The sequence below is a fragment of the Pseudomonas sp. MAFF 730105 genome (genome assembly GCF_055380705.1).
Genome location: NZ_AP018438.1, coordinates 1,248,523 through 1,264,737, shown reverse-complemented (window position 1 = coordinate 1,264,737; position 16,215 = coordinate 1,248,523). Strand labels below are relative to the sequence as shown.

The window sequence follows — 16,215 nt, the reverse complement described above, 5'->3', positions numbered from 1 at the left end:
TTCGGCCTCAGAGCAAACCCAGTTGCTCGGCGGCGGGCTCCCTGTATAACTCAGGCAGGGCCGGCAATCCAGGCAATCGCTGCATCAAACGGTCATGAAAATGCAGCGCCAGCTTCGCCGCCAGCAGGTTGTCAGCAGTGTGCAGGAAGATATAGGGCGTGCGCCCTTCTTCGATCCAACTGGCGATTTTCTCCACCCAGGGCGTCAGGAATGGCTCGTTGGCCTCCAGCACCGGATGACCGATGAAGCGCACCTGCGGGCATTGGGTAAAGGCTGCTGGCCGAGGGGGACCCGGGGCTTTTTCGACTGTGCATGGAGCACCGCGGGATCGGTGGAGGTGCAACTGAACAGGGCCCGGGGATCGAGGCAGATACGCTCGACACCACGATCGAGCAGCAGGCGATTGAGCTGCCGTTCGGCATCCCCCTTGGCGAAGAACTCATCGTGACGGACCTCCACCGCCAACGGGCGCTCCAAGGCGTCGATGAACCCCGCCAGTTCCGGCAACCGATTCGGCGTAAACGCCTTGGACAGCTGCAGCCAGAGCGGCGAAACCCGTTCACCCAAAGGGCTGAGCAGTTGCAGGAAGGTGTCGACGGCCGTCTGGTGCTCGCGCAGATCGCCGCTGTGGCTGATCTCGCCGGGGAACTTGGCAGTGAAGCGAAAGTGCTCGGGCATGTTCTCGGCCCAACGCTGCACGATGGCCGCGGAAGGGCTCGCATAGAAGGTCGTATTGCCTTCCACGGCGTTGAACACTTGGGAATAGAGACTCAGGAATTCGGAGCTTTTGGCGTCCTGGGGATAGAGATAATCGCGCCAGGCGTTTTCGCTCCAGGAGGGGCAGCCGAGGTAGTAAGGCAACGCCATCAGATGTAGAGGTCGAGCCCCAGCACTTCCATATCCCAATCGACGAAACCGGCGGTGCTCAGATAGCTGGCCAGGGCCGTGGCGACACTGCGGCTCATGGAACGGTGATAAAGCATGTCCTGCTGGCGGGCGGGAAGATTGCTCAGGCGCTGTGCGGACGCTTTCGCGGCGCGGGCAGCCAGTTGCTCTTCAGACGGAAACTCCAAGTCGCCATCGACGTCGTCGAAGGACTCCTGATCAGCGACCTTGCCTGTCCGAGGCCGGCGCTTGATGGGATAAGACTGCGGTGAATATCCGTCTATACGCATAACAGAATGCTCTGTATCAATGATGGCAATTTAGCGGCACTTTCCCAGCCGCGCAAATGCGCAAGTGATAACTAGAACACATAAAGCCGAAAAGGTTTAAAAACCGGGCAAAAAAATGACGACTGGCAATATTGGATGTGACTTCCGGGCTCTGGAATGACGTGTCGCCCGCTTTGAGAGTGCAGTTACCGTTCCGACTTGGGCGTGGCGACCTTGTCCCGCAGATACACCGGCTGGGCATCGTCGGCCGGGATGGCTTCGCCGCGTTCCCAGGCGAAGCGGGCCAGGGCCAACAGGTCTTCGGCGTGGGGCAACAGGCTGGCGTCCTGGCCGCTGAGGTTGACGGCAATACGTTCGCCATACCCCCAACCGGTGCCGGCGCCAAACCACTCACCCGTCGCATCGGTCGGCAACGCCGCAACCTCGGGCGGCAGCACCGCCTCGGCCCCCACCAGACGCATCTCGCCAGCGATCTCGCGGTAGCAGCCCCAGTACACCTCGTCCATGCGCGCATCGATGGCCGCGGCCACCTGATGGGCGCCGTGTTCACGCAAGGCACGCTGGGCCAGCACGGCCAGGTTCGACACCGGCAACACCGGACGCTCCAGCGCGAACGCCAGCCCCTGCACGACACCGATGGCGATGCGCACACCGGTGAAGGCCCCCGGGCCACGACCAAAGGCAATCGCATCCACAGCCTGCAAGGTGGTGCCAGCATCGCTGAGTAATTGCTGGATCATCGGCAACAGTTTCTGAGCGTGCAGGCGTGGAATCACCTCGTAATGGCTCGTGACCTTGCCGTCGTGCAGCAGGGCAACGGAGCAAGCTTCAGTCGCGGTGTCCAGGGCCAGCAAGGTGCTCATCGATGTGTCCGTCAATCAGGGGGAAAAAAGGGGCGCCAGTATAAACAACTACGGCCCGCAAGCGGGCCGTAGTTGGTGCAACCGAGCAGACTTTTCAGCTCAGCGCTTCAAGCACCTTGCCGGTGATCGCATCGACTGTGCCGACGCCCGGGATGTGGCTGTACTTGGGCTTGCCACCAGTCTTGGCGGACAGCTTCTGGTAGAAGTCCACCAGCGGCTTGGTCTGGGAGTGGTAGACCGACAGGCGATGACGCACGGTTTCTTCAGTGTCGTCCTTGCGCTGCACCAGTTCTTCACCGGTGAGGTCGTCCTTGCCAGCAACTTTCGGCGGGTTGTAGACGGTGTGGTAGACGCGGCCGGAAGGCTCGTGGACGCGACGCCCGGCAATACGCTGGACGATCTCTTCGTCGTCGACGGCGATTTCAACGACGTGATCCAGTTCCACGCCGGCTTCCACCAGGGCTTCGGCCTGTGGAATGGTGCGTGGGAAACCGTCGAAGAGGAAGCCCTTGGCGCAGTCGGATTGAGCGATGCGATCCTTGACCAGGGCAATGATCAGGTCATCCGACACCAGGCCGCCAGCGTCCATGATGCTCTTGGCCTTGATGCCCAGCTCGGTGCCGGCCTTGACCGCTGCACGCAACATGTCGCCGGTGGAGATTTGCGGGATACCGAATTTTTCGGTGATGAACTTTGCCTGAGTACCTTTACCGGCCCCGGGAGCTCCCAGCAGAATGACGCGCATCGATGTGCTCCTCAATTTTTTTATGTAAAACGCTCGGATTCGCCTCGTCGGGCCAATCGCGGAAAACTGGAATCGTGACCGCCCAAACGGCCAAAGGCTGATCAAGATACACAGCAGGCCCGACCCACACAAGCCGCCGAAAGTCGGAGGAACCGGCGTCCGACGCGACCTTTGGAGGAGGTGGCGAGAGTCGCAACCGGGCAACAAACTGTCGCCTGGCCGACCTGCTCCCATTCCTGCAAGGCAACGCCCGGCGACACCGGGCGAGCCGTTTCGAGGCGCCGCTTGAGCTTAGCCGGTGTTGCGCAATCCGGCGGCGATACCCGCCACAGACACCAGCAATGCTTGCTCCACGGGGCTGCCCTGGGCGACGTCCTGTTCTCGCGAGCGGGCCAGCAGTTCAGCCTGCAACAGGTGCAAGGGGTCGAGGTAGGTGTTGCGCAGGCGAATGAATTCGAGTGTCTCTGGGCTATGTGCCAGTAGTTGCGACTGGCCGGTCAAACCCAGCACCACGGAACAGGCCTGCGACAATAGGTCGCGTAAATGCGTCCCCAAAGGTCGCAGTGCAGGCTCCACCAGACGCTCGTCGTAGGAGCGCGCAATATCGGCATCGGCCTTGGCCAGTACCATTTCCAGCATGTCGATGCGGGTCCGGAAGAACGGCCACTGCTCGCGCATCTGCCCCAGCAACTCGCCTTCGCCTCGTTCCAGGGCCTTGCCCAGGGCAGTTTCCCAACCGAGCCAGGCCGGCAGCATCAAGCGGGTCTGGGTCCAGCCGAAAATCCACGGAATCGCCCGCAGGCTTTCGATGCCACCGGCCCGGCGTTTGGCCGGCCGGCTGCCCAGGGGCAGGCGCCCCAGTTCCTGCTCCGGGGTGGATTGCCGGAAGTACTCGACGAACTGGGGGTTCTCCCGCACCACGGCACGGTAGGCATTGACGCCGTCGGCCGCCAGTTCGTCCATCAGGTGCCGCCATTCGGGCGTGGGTGGCGGCGGCGGAAGCAGGGTCGCTTCCAGCACAGCCGCGAGGTACAGGTTGAGGTTCTGCTCGGCGATGTCCGGTAGGCCGAATTTGAAACGAATCATTTCGCCCTGCTCGGTGGTGCGGAAACGTCCCGCCACCGATCCCGGGGGCTGGGACAGAATCGCCGCGTGGGCCGGGCCGCCGCCACGGCCGACCGTGCCGCCACGACCATGGAACAGCAGCAATTCGACCTGCTGCTCGCGACAGATCTCCACTAGCCGTTCCTGGGCCCGATACTGTGCCCAGGCCGCCGCGGTAGTCCCCGCGTCCTTGGCCGAATCGGAATAGCCGATCATCACTTCCTGGGGCCCCTGGAGGCGCGCGCGATAACCCGGCAGCAGCAACAGCCGCTCGATCACCGGCCCGGCGTTGTCCAGGTCGGCCAGGGTTTCGAACAGGGGCACCACGCGCATCGGCCGCAGCACCCCGGCCTCTTTCAGCAGCAGTTGTACCGCCAGCACATCGGAAGCCGCGCCGGCCATGGAAATCACATAGGAGCCCAGGGACGCCGCCGGCGCCGCCGCGACCTCCCGGCAGGTGGCCAGGACTTCCGCCGTATCGGCCGACGGCTTGAAATTGGCCGGCAGCAACGGTCGGCGGTTATTCAGTTCGTCCAGCAGGAAGCCGATGCGCCGCTCCTCGCTCCATTCCTCATAGCGCCCCAGCCCCAGGTAGTCGGTGATTTCCGTCATGGCCGCCGTGTGGCGGGTCGAATCCTGGCGCACGTCGAGCCGCACCAGGAACAACCCGAAGGTCACCGCCCGACGCAGGCAATCGAGCAGCGGACCGTCGGCGATCACGCCCATGCCGCAATCGTGCAGCGACTGGTAGCACAGCTCCAGGGGATCCAGCAGTTCGCGGTTGTTCTGCAATACCTCCGCGCTCGCCGGTGTGGTGGCTTTCAGGGATGCCTGAGCCCAGTTGCGCGTAGCGCGCAGGCGTTCGCGCAGTTGCTTGAGCACGGCACGGTAGGGTTCGGCGCTGTCGCCGGCCTGGGCACGCAAGGCCTCGCTGGCCTTCTGCATGGACAGGTCGGCGGCCAGTTGATCGACATCGCGCAAATACAAGTCCGCCGCCATCCACCGCGCCAGCAACAGCACTTCACGGGTCACTGCGGCGGTGACATTCGGGTTGCCGTCGCGGTCACCGCCCATCCATGAAGCAAAGCGCACCGGCGCCGCCTCCAGCGGCAGGCGCAGCCCGGTAGCGGCATGCAGGGCCTGGTCGGCCTTGCGCAGGTAATTGGGAATGGCCTGCCACAGCGAATGCTCGATCACCGCGAAGCCCCACTTGGCTTCGTCCACGGGGGTCGGGCGGGTGCGGCGGATTTCCTCGGTGTGCCAGGCTTCGGCGATCAGCCGCTGCAGACGCCCGTGGATCTGTGCACGCTCGGCACTGGTCAGGTCGCGGTGATCCTGGGCCGCCAGTTGCCCGGCGATGGCATCGTATTTCTGGATGAGGGTGCGGCGGGCCACTTCGGTGGGGTGGGCCGTGAGCACCAGCTCGATCTCCAGGCGCCCCAGTTGCCGCGCCAGGGATTCGGCGGTATGGCCTTCGGCGCGCAACCGGGCGAGCAACTCAGGCAACACCCGCGCCTCGAACGGCGCTGGCTGCGACTCCTCGCGGCGGTGGATGAGCTGGTACTGCTCGGCAATGTTCGCCAGGTTGAGGAACTGGTTGAACGCCCGCGCCACCGGCAGCAGTTCGTCTTCGCTCAACTGGTTGAGACTGGCACTGAGTTCGGCGTCCACGGAGCCGCGTCGATCGGCCTTGGCGCCCTTGCGGATCTGCTCGATCTTGTCGAGAAACCTGTCCCCGTACTGTTCGCGGATGGTATTGCCCAGCAGCTCCCCGAGCAGGTGGACATCCTCGCGCAAGCGGGCATCGATATCGGTCATCAGCAGTTCTCCAGCAAAAAAGGTCCGGACAGCTCTTGGGTGAGACGTTCACAAGAGAGTGCCGATGCCAGCCACGTATGACAAGCGACGAAGGGTCTTTAAACCTTGTCGGACAAAGCTAGTCTCATTAGTAAGCCACACGACGGCTTGTCACTCACCGTGCCTGCCACGAACAGGTTTAATGAGGTCATCATGAAAATCCGTGAGCTTGCCCAACATTGGGAAGAGAACGCCAAGGGCCACCTGACCCAGACCGGCTACACCATTCACCTGGATATGGAAGCCGCCGCGCGCCTTGCCGCGATCTGCGACATGTATCCCAAGCGCCAGCCCGAGGAACTGCTCGGTGAACTGATCGGCGCTGCCCTGGAGGAACTGGAAGCGAGCTTCCCGTACATCAAGGGCTCCCAAGTGGTCGCCACCGATGAAGAAGGCGACCCGCTGTATGAAGACGTCGGCCCAACGCCGCGTTTTCTCGCCCTGTCCCGTCGTCATCTGCATGAGCTCTGTTCACAGAACGACAAGTCGAAACACTGACACCTCCTCCGTTTTCATCTCGATGCCAGCGCCGTGAGCGGCGCTGGAAATACCGCTGCGCGCCAGGAAAGTTCAGCTTTTTTGCGCCTGACCGATCAGTCAGCAAAGCTTTTTGGCGATTGGCCATCTTCGCTGAACTTTTGAAAAACGCCTCGGGTCACACCGAATAACCATACTGGAACGGTTGTTTAAATAAACGCGCCTGGCACCAGCATCAAAACGGACGTCAAGGCTTCGGTTCCGGCATGGATCTGTAGTTTCCCAGGAGTTTTCCAATGGAGTTGAAGCCTATGAATACCTGCACTGCCAAACCCTCATTCAATGGCCTGCGTGGTCTGAAGTTGGCTGCCCTGGCCATCGGAAGCAGCTTCATCCTCGCAGGATGCGCCGGCAATCCACCTTCGGAGCAGTACGCAGTCACGCAATCGGCCGTCAACAGCGCCGTCAGCGCCGGCGGTACCGAATTCGCCGCGGTGGAAATGAAGTCGGCCCAGGACAAGCTCAAACAAGCCGAGCTGGCCATGCACGACAAGAAATACGACGAAGCCAGGCGTCTGGCCGAACAGGCCGAGTGGGACGCCCGCGTCGCTGAACGCAAGGCCCAGGCCGCCAAGGCCGAACAGGCACTCAAGGACTCCCAGAAAGGGGTTCAGGAACTGCGTCAGGAAGGCATGAACAAGGTTCAGTAAACCGTTCGCGCCACGACGTATTTCTCATTGATAAAAGGACGACAGACTATGATGCACAAACATTTGATGATGCCCGCCCTGCTCGCTGCCTGCGTAGCCTTGGCCGCTTGCTCCCACGACCCGAACGCGAACCTGGAACAGGCCCGCACCAACTACAACGGCCTGCAAGCCGACCCGGCAGCGACCAAGGTGGCCGCGCTGGAAACCAAAGACGCCGCCGATTTCCTGGCCAAGGCCGACAAGGCCTATCTGGATCGTGAAGACGAAGCCAAGGTCGACCAGTTGGCCTACCTGACCAACCAGCGCGTCGAAGTGGCCAAGCAGACCATTGCCCTGCGTAACGCCGAGATGGAGCTGAAAAACGCCGGCGACGAACGCGCTCGTGCCTTGCTCGACGCCCGCAACGCGCAGATCAAGCAACTGCAGGACAGCCTCAACGCCAAGCAGACCGAGCGCGGCACCCTGGTGACCTTCGGCGACGTGCTGTTTGCCACCAACAAGTCCGACCTGCGTTCCAGCGGCCTGGTCAACGTGAATAAACTGGCCCAGTTCCTCCAGGAAAACCCTGACCGCAAGGTCATCGTCGAAGGCTACACCGACAGCACCGGTTCGGATTCCTATAACCAGTCGCTGTCCGAACGCCGCGCCAGTTCCGTGCGCACTGCCCTGGTGAAAATGGGCGTCGATCCAGCCCGCGTCGTGACCCAGGGTTATGGCAAGGAATTCCCGGTGGCCGACAACAACAGCGTTTCGGGCCGAGCCATGAACCGTCGGGTGGAAGTCACCATCTCCAACGACAACCAGCCAGTGGCACCACGTTCGAGCATGAGCGCCAACTGATCGATCGAGTGCAACGAAAAAGCCCCGCCTGAGCAACTCAGGCGGGGCTTTTTATCGCCGAATATTTTCCTCCTGTGGGAGCGAGCCGGCTCGCGATGGCGTCTGTTCAGTCAGTCATGCATGGACTGACACTCCGCCATCGCGAGCAGGCTCGCTCCCACAGGGGCTCACCGACCTTCATGGCATTACGGCTGAAGCTTCTGCGGCGTCTCCTGTCCCATGCACCGCACCGCGCGTTTCTTTTCATTGACCAGCACGCCCGTCAGGCCCTTCTGTTCGGTGTCGAACAGCACCAGCACGCCATCGATGCACTGGGCCACCTGGGACGCCGGCTCAAGGGAAACCTTGTAGTCTTCTCCCGGCATGGTCTTGAGCATGGTGAACTCATTGAGCAACAGCGCATCCTCGGGTTTGGCGAAGTGCAGGTAGCCGTAGTACCACAGCACCGCGACGGTGCCGAGGATGCTGCAGATACCAGTGATGATCAGGGGGATGGCGTTGCGTTCTTCGCTCATTGCGGGCTCTCTGGAGATTCAACAGGGGATTTCGGGTAATTCGGGACTTCGCCCAGGCGGCGCAGCCCGTCGAAGTGTTGCGGGTCGTCGAGGTAGCGCAGCATCACGGTTCGCCAGACCGGGTCGGCGAACGTCTGCACGTGACCGCCTCGGGTCAGTTGCAGGACTCGCGGCGGCGGCGCAGCTTGATACAGGCGGATACCGTTGGAAAGAGGCACGATAGGATCGTCGAGGCTGTGATAGATCAACTTCGGCACGCCTTTCAATTGGGCGATGGAACCGATGGCGCTGTCGCCGTCGGGCACCAGCCAGGACAACGGCACCTGGAAGGCCCAGGTCAGCCACGACGTGCTCAGGGCAAAACGTCCCACGTCGCGATAACTGGCGGGCACGCCGTCGAGTACCAGGGCCTTGAGTTGCTGCTGGCGCTGCGGGTGATCGACCAGGTAATGCACCGCCAGCGCGCCACCCAGGCTCTGGCCGAGTAGCACCAACGGCTTGCCCTGGACCTCCGGCGCCTGGTCGAGCCACTTGAATGCCGCGTCGATGTCCTGGTAGATCGCCGGCAGGCTCGCCTCGCCTTCGGACAAGCCATAACCGCGATAATCCACCATCAACACCTGATAGCCCTGCTCCGGCAGCCACCAGCTACCGCCCAGGTGCCAGGCGAGGTTGCCACCGTTACCGTGCAGGTGCAGCACCGTCCCCTTGACCTCGACACCCTGCTTGACCGGCAGCCACCAGCCATGGAGCTTCAAGCCATCGGCGGTGAGCAGGGTGACGTCACGGTATTCGAGCCGCGCCCGCTCCGGCGTAAAGGGCTGGCCGCGCTCGGGGTAGAACAACAACGAACTGCAACCACTCAGGGCCAGCAACAGGCAAAAGATGCCGAGGGTTCGCATCCGGTGAACCTCGCATAAGTTTGAAGTTGAAACACAGTCCCTGTGGGAGCGAGCCTGCTCGCGATAGCGGTGTGTCAGTTGATGCAAAGGTTCCTGACATATCGCTATCGCGAGCAGGCTCGCTCCCACATTCGCTTACAGGATATTGGAATAATCCGCTTCGATCCGGTCCAGGCTCAGATGGTTCAGGAAGTTTGAGAAACACATCCAGGCCGACAGTGCGTTCATGTCGCGGAACTGGTCGGGCAGGTACTTGGGCGGCACCACCAGGCCTTCGTCCACCAACTGCCGCAAGGTACGCATGTCCTCGAGGGTGGTCTTGCCGCAGAACAGCAGCGGCACCTGCTCCAGCTTGCCTTTACGCACGGCCAACTGAATGTAGTTGTAAACCATGATGAAGCCCTTGAGGTAGGACAAGTCTTTGGTGAATGGAAGGCCGTTCGGCACCGAGCCACGGAAAACCCGGCTGGCATTGCCGTAGCTTTCGGCCATTTCAAAGCCCTGCTCACGGAAGAACTCGAAGACCTGCAGGAAATCGGCCCCTTCCTCCACCATATGGATGGCGCGGGTGCGGTTGGTGAGCTTGCGCAAGCGGCTCGGGTAGGAGGCAAACGTGATGATTTCCATCAGGATCGCCAGGCCTTCCTGGGTCACGGTGGACGAGGGCGGGCCCTTGGACAGGAACGTGCAGATCGGCTGGTTCAAGCCGTTGAGGGTCGTGCCGACGTGTACAAGGCCTTCATGGACCTCCAGGGCCCGCACGTCCCGTTCGTTGAACATCGCATCGGCGCGGATCTTGATGTAGTCGGCCCCCGCCGCCGCGTCCGCGACGATTCCGTCGGACTCGAACACCCGAATGGTTTCCTCGGCTTCGCCGAAGACCCGGTTGAGGCGATGCTGCAGCAGGCCGACCGCTTCCTTGGCGCTGAGAACCTTGGGCTCGTCCTTCAAATCGCCACGGCCATCGATGTTGTTCAGGTAGTCGGACAGCATCAGGCCCAGGTCGGACAGGGTCGGGTCGCCGGCATGGAAAGCGTCGGAGGCGGCGCCGTAGAGCTCCTGGGAAATCAGCCCGAAGTCCTCGGTGCCGCGCGCTTCGAGCATGCGCACCACCATGCGGTATTCCTTGCACATGCGGCGCATGATCTGGCCGACCGGGTTGAACTGCCCAAGCTGACGGGTAATGTCGCGCTCGATGTTCTGGAACTCCAGCTTGACCTTGCTGGAATCGAAGGACAGCGGCCGGTTGAGGTAATAATCACGGTCCACGGCAGGCGGTTCCTTGCCCTTGGCCTTGAGGAACCCCTTGCGGATGTTCTCGTCCCATTTCACCGCGTCGAGAATGCGAATCGGCGTTTGCGCCAGCACTATGCGATCGGACAAGGTGCGTATCGTCTGCTGGTAATCGTCCACCCGGAACTCCTGTGAAAAACGTCCGCTTGCTGCTGTTATTGATGGTTGAGTCTATTGGGCTTTGAGCCGCTGGTAACGCACGGCTTCCGAGAACACATCGGAATTGGCCGGGTCGTCGAGATAACTGAAGACCCTGCTCATGTCGCTGTCCACCAGGACCCCATCGCCCTCCTCGCTCCGGTTCGGCTGGCCGCTGAGGATTTTCTGGCCGATGGCCTGGTTGATCTGTTCCATGTCCAGGTTGTAGACCACCAGTTCCTGCTTGTCGGTCAGTTCGAAACCGGCAATCACGAAATGCCCGCCATACCGGGCCGGCACCTTGGCCGACAGGTACCAGCGGCTGCCATGACGGGAAACGGTCAGGGGAATGGCCTCTCGTTCCTGGGGCCTGGCCCTGAAATAGCTGATGGCCTGGTAGCGGTGCTTGCCGACTTTCGTCAGTTCCAGGTTCAGCGGCTCGCCCCAGGCATTGGTGCTGGTCCAGTGCCCGAGCAACCCCTTGGGCGCGGCCTCGGCGTCGGGCAAGGGCGCCTTGAAAGACACCAGGCAGCCGCTGAGCAGCAGCAACGACATGGCCATTACAACGGCACGCCAGGCTTTCATTGGAACTCCCTATGGCTGGCGACTGGACCCTTGTGGCGAGGGATTTATCCCCGCTGGGGCGCGTAGCGGCCCTGAAACCACGCGACTCAATATTTCAGGTTAATTGAGTCGCCAGTTTTGGGGCTGCTACGCAGCCCAGCGGGGATAAATCCCCTCGCCACAAGGACCGTGTGTTCAGACAGACGCCAATACCAGGTGCATGTAACGGGTCAAAATACCGAGCATGTCTTCACCGGCGACCGGCTCGGCGCCATTGAGCAAGCCCTGATATTCCATCCGTCCGATAATCGCCGTCAACACTTTGGCATCCTGTTGCGGCTCACGGGAGCCCAATACCTGGAAAAACTGACAGGTGCCGTGCAGCAGGATCTGTTGGTGCGAGCGCACCAGTTCCGCCAGGCGCGGATTGAGCAGCGCTTCCTGGCGGAAGGCCTGCTCGGCCATCAGGTAGTCGCGGCGGCTGTCCAGTTGATGCTGCACGTAGTCGGCGGTCATCCGGGCGATGTCATCGGCCAGTTGCGAACGGGATTCGGGACTGCCATCGCCATACGCGACCATTTCCCGCAGCAAGCCTTCGTTGTTGGTCCACAGCTTGGCCATGAACGCCGCGCTACGCTCCACGTATTGGGCGAAGGTATCGGTGAGCAGGTCATCGATGTCCTTGAAATAATACGTGGTAGCCGACAACGGCACGCCCGCTTCGGCGGCCACTGCCCGGTGTCGCACGGCTCGCACACCATCGCGCACCACAATGCGCATGGCCGCATCGAGAATCTCCTGGCGACGCTGCTCACTGCCCTGTCGGCTCGCCTTGCGGCCTTGGTACTGAACACTTTCAGCGACTGCAGTGGCGACGCCCGCTGCACCTTCTGGAGACATTGCACGATTCACGACAGGTCTTTCCTCGCTATTTCAAAAAAGTAACCAATTGATACGTTTGTACCAGACAGGCAATAAAAAACCGCCTTCCAGGCGGTTTTTTAATTGAAAACATTTACGCTTGAGGCCGCATGTGCGGGAAGAGGATCACGTCCCGGATCGACGGTGAGTTGGTCAGCAACATCACCAGGCGATCGATGCCGATGCCTTCGCCGGCCGTAGGTGGCATGCCGTACTCGAGGGCGCGCACGAAGTCGGCGTCGTAGTGCATGGCTTCGTCGTCGCCGGCGTCCTTGTCGGCCACCTGGGCCATGAAGCGCTCGGCCTGGTCCTCGGCGTCATTGAGCTCGGAGTAGGCGTTGGCGATTTCGCGGCCGCCGATGAACAACTCGAAGCGGTCGGTCACGTTCGGGTTTTCGTCGTTGCGACGAGCCAGCGGCGACACTTCGAACGGGTATTGGGTAATGAAGTGCGGCTGTTCCAGCTTGTTCTCCACCAGCTCTTCGAAAATCATCACCTGCAGCTTGCCCAGGCCCTCGAAGCCGAGCACCTTGGCACCAGCCTTCTTGGCGATGGCGCGGGCCTTTTCGATGTCGTTGAGGTCATCGGCGGTCAGCTCAGGGTTGTACTTGAGGATCGAATCGAACACCGACAGGCGCACGAACGGCTCACCGAAGTGGAATACCTTGTCGCCGTATGGCACGTCGGTAGTCCCGAGAACAAGCTGCGCCAGCTCGCGGAACAGTTCCTCGGTCAGGTCCATGTTGTCTTCGTAGTCGGCGTAGGCCTGGTAGAACTCGAGCATGGTGAACTCGGGGTTGTGCCGGGTCGAAACGCCTTCGTTACGGAAGTTGCGGTTGATTTCGAAGACCTTTTCAAACCCGCCAACCACCAGCCGCTTGAGGTACAGCTCCGGCGCGATGCGCAGGAACATTTCCATGTCCAGGGCGTTGTGGTGGGTTTCGAACGGCTTGGCCGCCGCGCCGCCAGGGATGGTCTGCAGCATCGGCGTCTCGACTTCCAGGAAGTCGCGCTTCATCAGGAAGCTGCGGATGTGAGCGATTACCTGGGAGCGCACGCGGAACGTCTGGCGCACGTCTTCGTTTACGATCAGGTCGACGTAGCGCTGGCGGTAGCGCTGCTCGGTGTCGGTGAGGCCGTGGTGCTTGTCCGGCAGCGGGCGCAGGGATTTGGTCAGCAGGCGCACGCTGGTCATTTCGACGTACAGGTCACCCTTGCCGGAACGGGCCAGGGTGCCTTCGGCGGCGATGATGTCGCCCAGGTCCCAGGTCTTGACGGCGGCCAGGGTTTCTTCCGGCAGGGTCTTGCGGTTGACGTAGACCTGGATGCGACCGGTCATGTCCTGGATCACCAGGAACGAACCACGGTCGAGCATGATACGACCGGCCACCTTGACTGGAATCGCCGCCTCGGCCAGCTCTTCCTTGGTCTTGTCCGCGTACTTCTTCTGCAGGGCGTCGCAGTAGGCGTCGCGGCGGAAGTCGTTGGGGAAGGCCTGGCCCTTGTTGCGCTCGGCAGCAAGCTTTTCCTTGCGCAGGGCGATCAGGGAGTTTTCTTCCTGTTGCAGGGCTTGCGGGTCGAGTTCTAGGTCGCTCATGTCTTTAAGGATTCCATCACAGGTTCGTTGCCCCCGGCCCCGGGGCCGGAGTTTGCCGGCGAGCCGCGCTTCGAAAAAGCGTGCCCGCCCGCCGCATGGGTGTCGCGTTATAGCCCCTGTTTGAGGCTCGCTTCCAGGTATTCGTCGATATCGCCGTCCAGCACCTTGTCGCAGTCGCTGCGTTCGATGTTGGTGCGCAGGTCCTTGATGCGCGAGGCATCGAGCACATAGGAACGGATCTGATGACCCCAACCGATGTCGGACTTGCTGTCCTCCAGCGCCTGGGATGCCGCGTTGCGCTTCTGGATCTCCTGCTCGTACAAGCGGGCCCGGAGCATTTTCATCGCGGTGTCTTTGTTGGCGTGCTGGGAGCGTTCGTTCTGGCAACTGACCACGGTGTTGGTCGGTACGTGGGTGATCCGTACCGCCGAGTCGGTGGTGTTGACGTGCTGACCACCGGCGCCCGAGGAGCGGTAGGTGTCGATGCGCAGGTCCGCCGGGTTGATCTCGATTTCCACCTTGTCATCGATCTCAGGGGAAACGAACACCGCCGAGAACGAGGTGTGGCGACGGTTGCCGGAGTCGAACGGACTCTTGCGCACCAGGCGGTGCACGCCGATCTCGGTACGCAGCCAGCCAAAGGCGTACTCACCCTTGATGTGCACGGTAGCGCCCTTGATCCCGGCGACTTCACCGGCCGACAGCTCCATGATGGTCGCGTCGAAACCGCGTTTGTCGGCCCAGCGCAGGTACATGCGCAGCAGGATGTTGGCCCAGTCCTGGGCTTCGGTGCCGCCGGAACCGGCCTGGATGTCCAGGTAGGCGTTGTTCATGTCCATCTCGCCGCTGAACATGCGACGGAATTCCAGCTTGGCCAGGGCCTCGTCGAGGCGTGTCAGCTCGGCGACCACGTCACCGACCGCGCCTTCGTCGTTTTCTTCTACAGCCATGTCCAGCAGGTCGCGGCAATCGGCCAGGCCACTGGACAACTCGTCCAGGGTCTCGACGATCTGCGCCAGCGCAGAGCGCTCACGGCCCAGCTCCTGGGCGTATTCAGGCTTGTTCCAGACACTCGGATCTTCAAGCTCGCGGTTGACCTCGGTCAGACGCTCATGCTTTTGATCGTAGTCAAAGATACCCCCGAATAGTTTCGGAGCGCTCGGACAGGTCCTTGATGGTGTTAAGGATCGGGTTGATTTCCATGGCGGGCAGCACTCGTTGGCGAACTTTTGAAAGCCGGCGAGTATAACGTAATCAAGCGCCGACGGCAGCCCGCCTGGCGGCTTGGGAGGGTAATGAGATTCAACACAGCCCCCACAGGCAACACAGACCTGTGGCGAGGGGATTTATCCCCGTTGGGCTGCGCAGCAGCCCCAAAATAGCCAACTCGATCTGCCAGGCGCACCGAGCTGTCGGATTTCCGGGCCGCTACGCGCCCCAGCGGGGATAAATCCCCTCGCCACAAAAAGCCTTTTCTGTTGCCTTGGGATTTACTCGATGCCCACCCGGTTACGCCCATTGTGCTTGGCCATATACAACCCTTTATCCGCCGCTGATATCAGTTGTCGGCTGTCGCTGCCCTGTTGCGGGGTGACGGTCGAGACGCCGACGCTGACCGTCAGGCTCGCCCCCTCTTCAGGCGTGGTATGGGGAATTTTCAGGGCGACCACGCTCTGGCGCAGTTTTTCGGCCATCAACCGGGCGCCGCCAGGCGAGGTGCCGGGCAGCACCAAGGCGAACTCCTCGCCGCCGTAGCGGGCCGGCAGATCGGATGGGCGGCTGCAGGCGTCGCGGATCGCCGTGGCGACCTTGCGCAGGGCTTCGTCACCCTCCAGGTGGCCAAAGTTGTCGTTGTAGGACTTGAAGTAATCCACGTCGATCATCAACAGCGACAGCTGGGACTGGTCCCGCATCGCCCTGCGCCACTCCAGTTCCAGGTATTCGTCGAAGTGCCGGCGATTGGACAACCCGGTCAGGCCATCGGAGTTCATCAACCGTTGCAGCACCAGGTTGGTGTCGAGCAATTGCTGCTGGCTGACCCGCAGGGCGCGGTAGGCCGCGTCGCGCTGCAACAGCATCGTGTAGGACCGCGAGTGATAGCGGATACGCGCCACCAGCTCGATGTTATCCGGCAACTTGACCAGGTAATCGTTGGCGCCGGCGGCAAACGCCGCACTCTTGACCAACGGGTCTTCCTTGGTGGACAGGACGATGATCGGAATATCGCGGGTGGCCGGATGGTTACGGTATTCGCGCACCAGGCTCAGGCCGTCGAGGCCGGGCATCACCAGGTCCTGGAGAATCACCGTCGGCTTGATGCGAATCGCATGGGCGATGGCTTGGTGAGGGTCGGAGCAGAAGTGGAAATCGATGTTTTCTTCATTCGACAACCCGCGCCGAACCGCCTCGCCGATCATCGCCTGATCGTCGACGAGCAAGACCATGGCGGCATTCTCATCGCTCTTGAAACCGTCGAGCTGTAATTCATTCATGGAGGCTCACCTGAGTACGGCT

15 protein-coding genes and 1 pseudogene are annotated in these 16,215 nt (G+C 61.7%); 3 read left to right on the top strand and 13 right to left on the bottom strand.

Going from position 1 to position 16,215, the window contains the following annotated elements:
* Positions 1-7: 7 nt before the first annotated feature.
* The 5 genes and pseudogenes from PCOSP_RS05510 to ppc form a co-directional block, all read right to left on the bottom strand.
* Positions 8-867: pseudogene (locus PCOSP_RS05510) on the bottom strand (DUF72 domain-containing protein).
* Positions 867-1,175, bottom strand: a complete 309-nt coding sequence (locus tag PCOSP_RS05505; RefSeq protein WP_139646114.1) for a hypothetical protein — start codon at positions 1,173-1,175, stop codon at positions 867-869. Before PCOSP_RS05505 ends, PCOSP_RS05510 begins: the two are co-directional and overlap by 1 nt.
* Positions 1,176-1,360: 185 nt before the next feature.
* Positions 1,361-2,038: a tRNA (adenosine(37)-N6)-threonylcarbamoyltransferase complex dimerization subunit type 1 TsaB gene (gene tsaB, locus PCOSP_RS05500; protein ID WP_464710501.1), complete on the bottom strand. Its 678-nt coding sequence runs from the start codon at positions 2,036-2,038 to the stop codon at positions 1,361-1,363.
* A 94-nt stretch (positions 2,039-2,132) separates the two neighbouring features.
* On the bottom strand, positions 2,133-2,783 hold the full coding sequence (gene adk / locus PCOSP_RS05495; RefSeq protein ID WP_041024798.1) for an adenylate kinase: 651 nt from the start codon (positions 2,781-2,783) through the stop codon (positions 2,133-2,135).
* Positions 2,784-3,074: 291 nt separating this feature from the next.
* A complete protein-coding gene (gene ppc, locus PCOSP_RS05490; protein WP_464710500.1) occupies positions 3,075-5,705 on the bottom strand; it encodes a phosphoenolpyruvate carboxylase in 2,631 nt (876 codons plus the stop codon).
* Between the two features lie 192 nt (positions 5,706-5,897).
* On the opposite strand from ppc, the gene PCOSP_RS05485 reads away from it, so the two are divergent.
* The 3 genes from PCOSP_RS05485 to lptF all read left to right on the top strand — a co-directional run bounded on the left by PCOSP_RS05485 (position 5,898) and on the right by lptF (position 7,771).
* On the top strand, positions 5,898-6,242 hold the full coding sequence (locus PCOSP_RS05485) for a pilin assembly protein (RefSeq protein ID WP_175385114.1): 345 nt from the start codon (positions 5,898-5,900) through the stop codon (positions 6,240-6,242).
* A gap of 275 nt (positions 6,243-6,517) precedes the next feature.
* On the top strand, positions 6,518-6,931 hold the full coding sequence (locus PCOSP_RS05480) for a DUF4398 domain-containing protein (protein WP_041024801.1): 414 nt from the start codon (positions 6,518-6,520) through the stop codon (positions 6,929-6,931).
* Positions 6,932-6,982: 51 nt separating this feature from the next.
* Positions 6,983-7,771: a lipotoxin F family OmpA-related lipoprotein LptF gene (lptF, locus tag PCOSP_RS05475; protein ID WP_139646134.1), complete on the top strand. Its 789-nt coding sequence runs from the start codon at positions 6,983-6,985 to the stop codon at positions 7,769-7,771.
* Positions 7,772-7,956: 185 nt separating this feature from the next.
* Here lptF and PCOSP_RS05470 read toward each other — a convergent pair whose 3' ends face one another.
* The 8 genes from PCOSP_RS05470 to PCOSP_RS05435 all read right to left on the bottom strand — a co-directional run bounded on the left by PCOSP_RS05470 (position 7,957) and on the right by PCOSP_RS05435 (position 16,193).
* Entirely contained in the window at positions 7,957-8,286 is a 330-nt protein-coding gene (locus PCOSP_RS05470; RefSeq protein ID WP_139646106.1) for a hypothetical protein, read from the bottom strand.
* Positions 8,283-9,188 (bottom strand): alpha/beta hydrolase, encoded by a 906-nt coding sequence (locus tag PCOSP_RS05465; protein ID WP_139646098.1) that lies wholly within the window; start codon positions 9,186-9,188, stop codon positions 8,283-8,285. The genes PCOSP_RS05470 and PCOSP_RS05465 overlap by 4 nt, the downstream gene beginning before the upstream one ends.
* Before the next feature lie 135 nt (positions 9,189-9,323).
* A complete protein-coding gene (locus PCOSP_RS05460; RefSeq protein WP_047702097.1) occupies positions 9,324-10,601 on the bottom strand; it encodes a flavohemoglobin expression-modulating QEGLA motif protein in 1,278 nt (425 codons plus the stop codon).
* A 51-nt stretch (positions 10,602-10,652) separates the two neighbouring features.
* Entirely contained in the window at positions 10,653-11,204 is a 552-nt protein-coding gene (locus PCOSP_RS05455) for a hypothetical protein (protein ID WP_139646096.1), read from the bottom strand.
* Between the two features lie 174 nt (positions 11,205-11,378).
* A complete protein-coding gene (locus PCOSP_RS05450; protein WP_217505338.1) occupies positions 11,379-12,083 on the bottom strand; it encodes a TetR/AcrR family transcriptional regulator in 705 nt (234 codons plus the stop codon).
* A gap of 115 nt (positions 12,084-12,198) precedes the next feature.
* A complete protein-coding gene (lysS, locus tag PCOSP_RS05445; RefSeq protein ID WP_464710499.1) occupies positions 12,199-13,701 on the bottom strand; it encodes a lysine--tRNA ligase in 1,503 nt (500 codons plus the stop codon).
* A 107-nt stretch (positions 13,702-13,808) separates the two neighbouring features.
* Positions 13,809-14,904 (bottom strand): peptide chain release factor 2 gene (prfB, locus tag PCOSP_RS05440; protein ID WP_139646090.1). Its coding sequence is split into 2 segments (ribosomal slippage): positions 13,809-14,831 and positions 14,833-14,904, totalling 1,095 coding nucleotides; the frame shifts between segments, so codons are not numbered across the junction.
* A 287-nt stretch (positions 14,905-15,191) separates the two neighbouring features.
* Positions 15,192-16,193: a response regulator gene (locus tag PCOSP_RS05435; RefSeq protein WP_139646088.1), complete on the bottom strand. Its 1,002-nt coding sequence runs from the start codon at positions 16,191-16,193 to the stop codon at positions 15,192-15,194.
* Positions 16,194-16,215 lie beyond the last annotated feature (22 nt).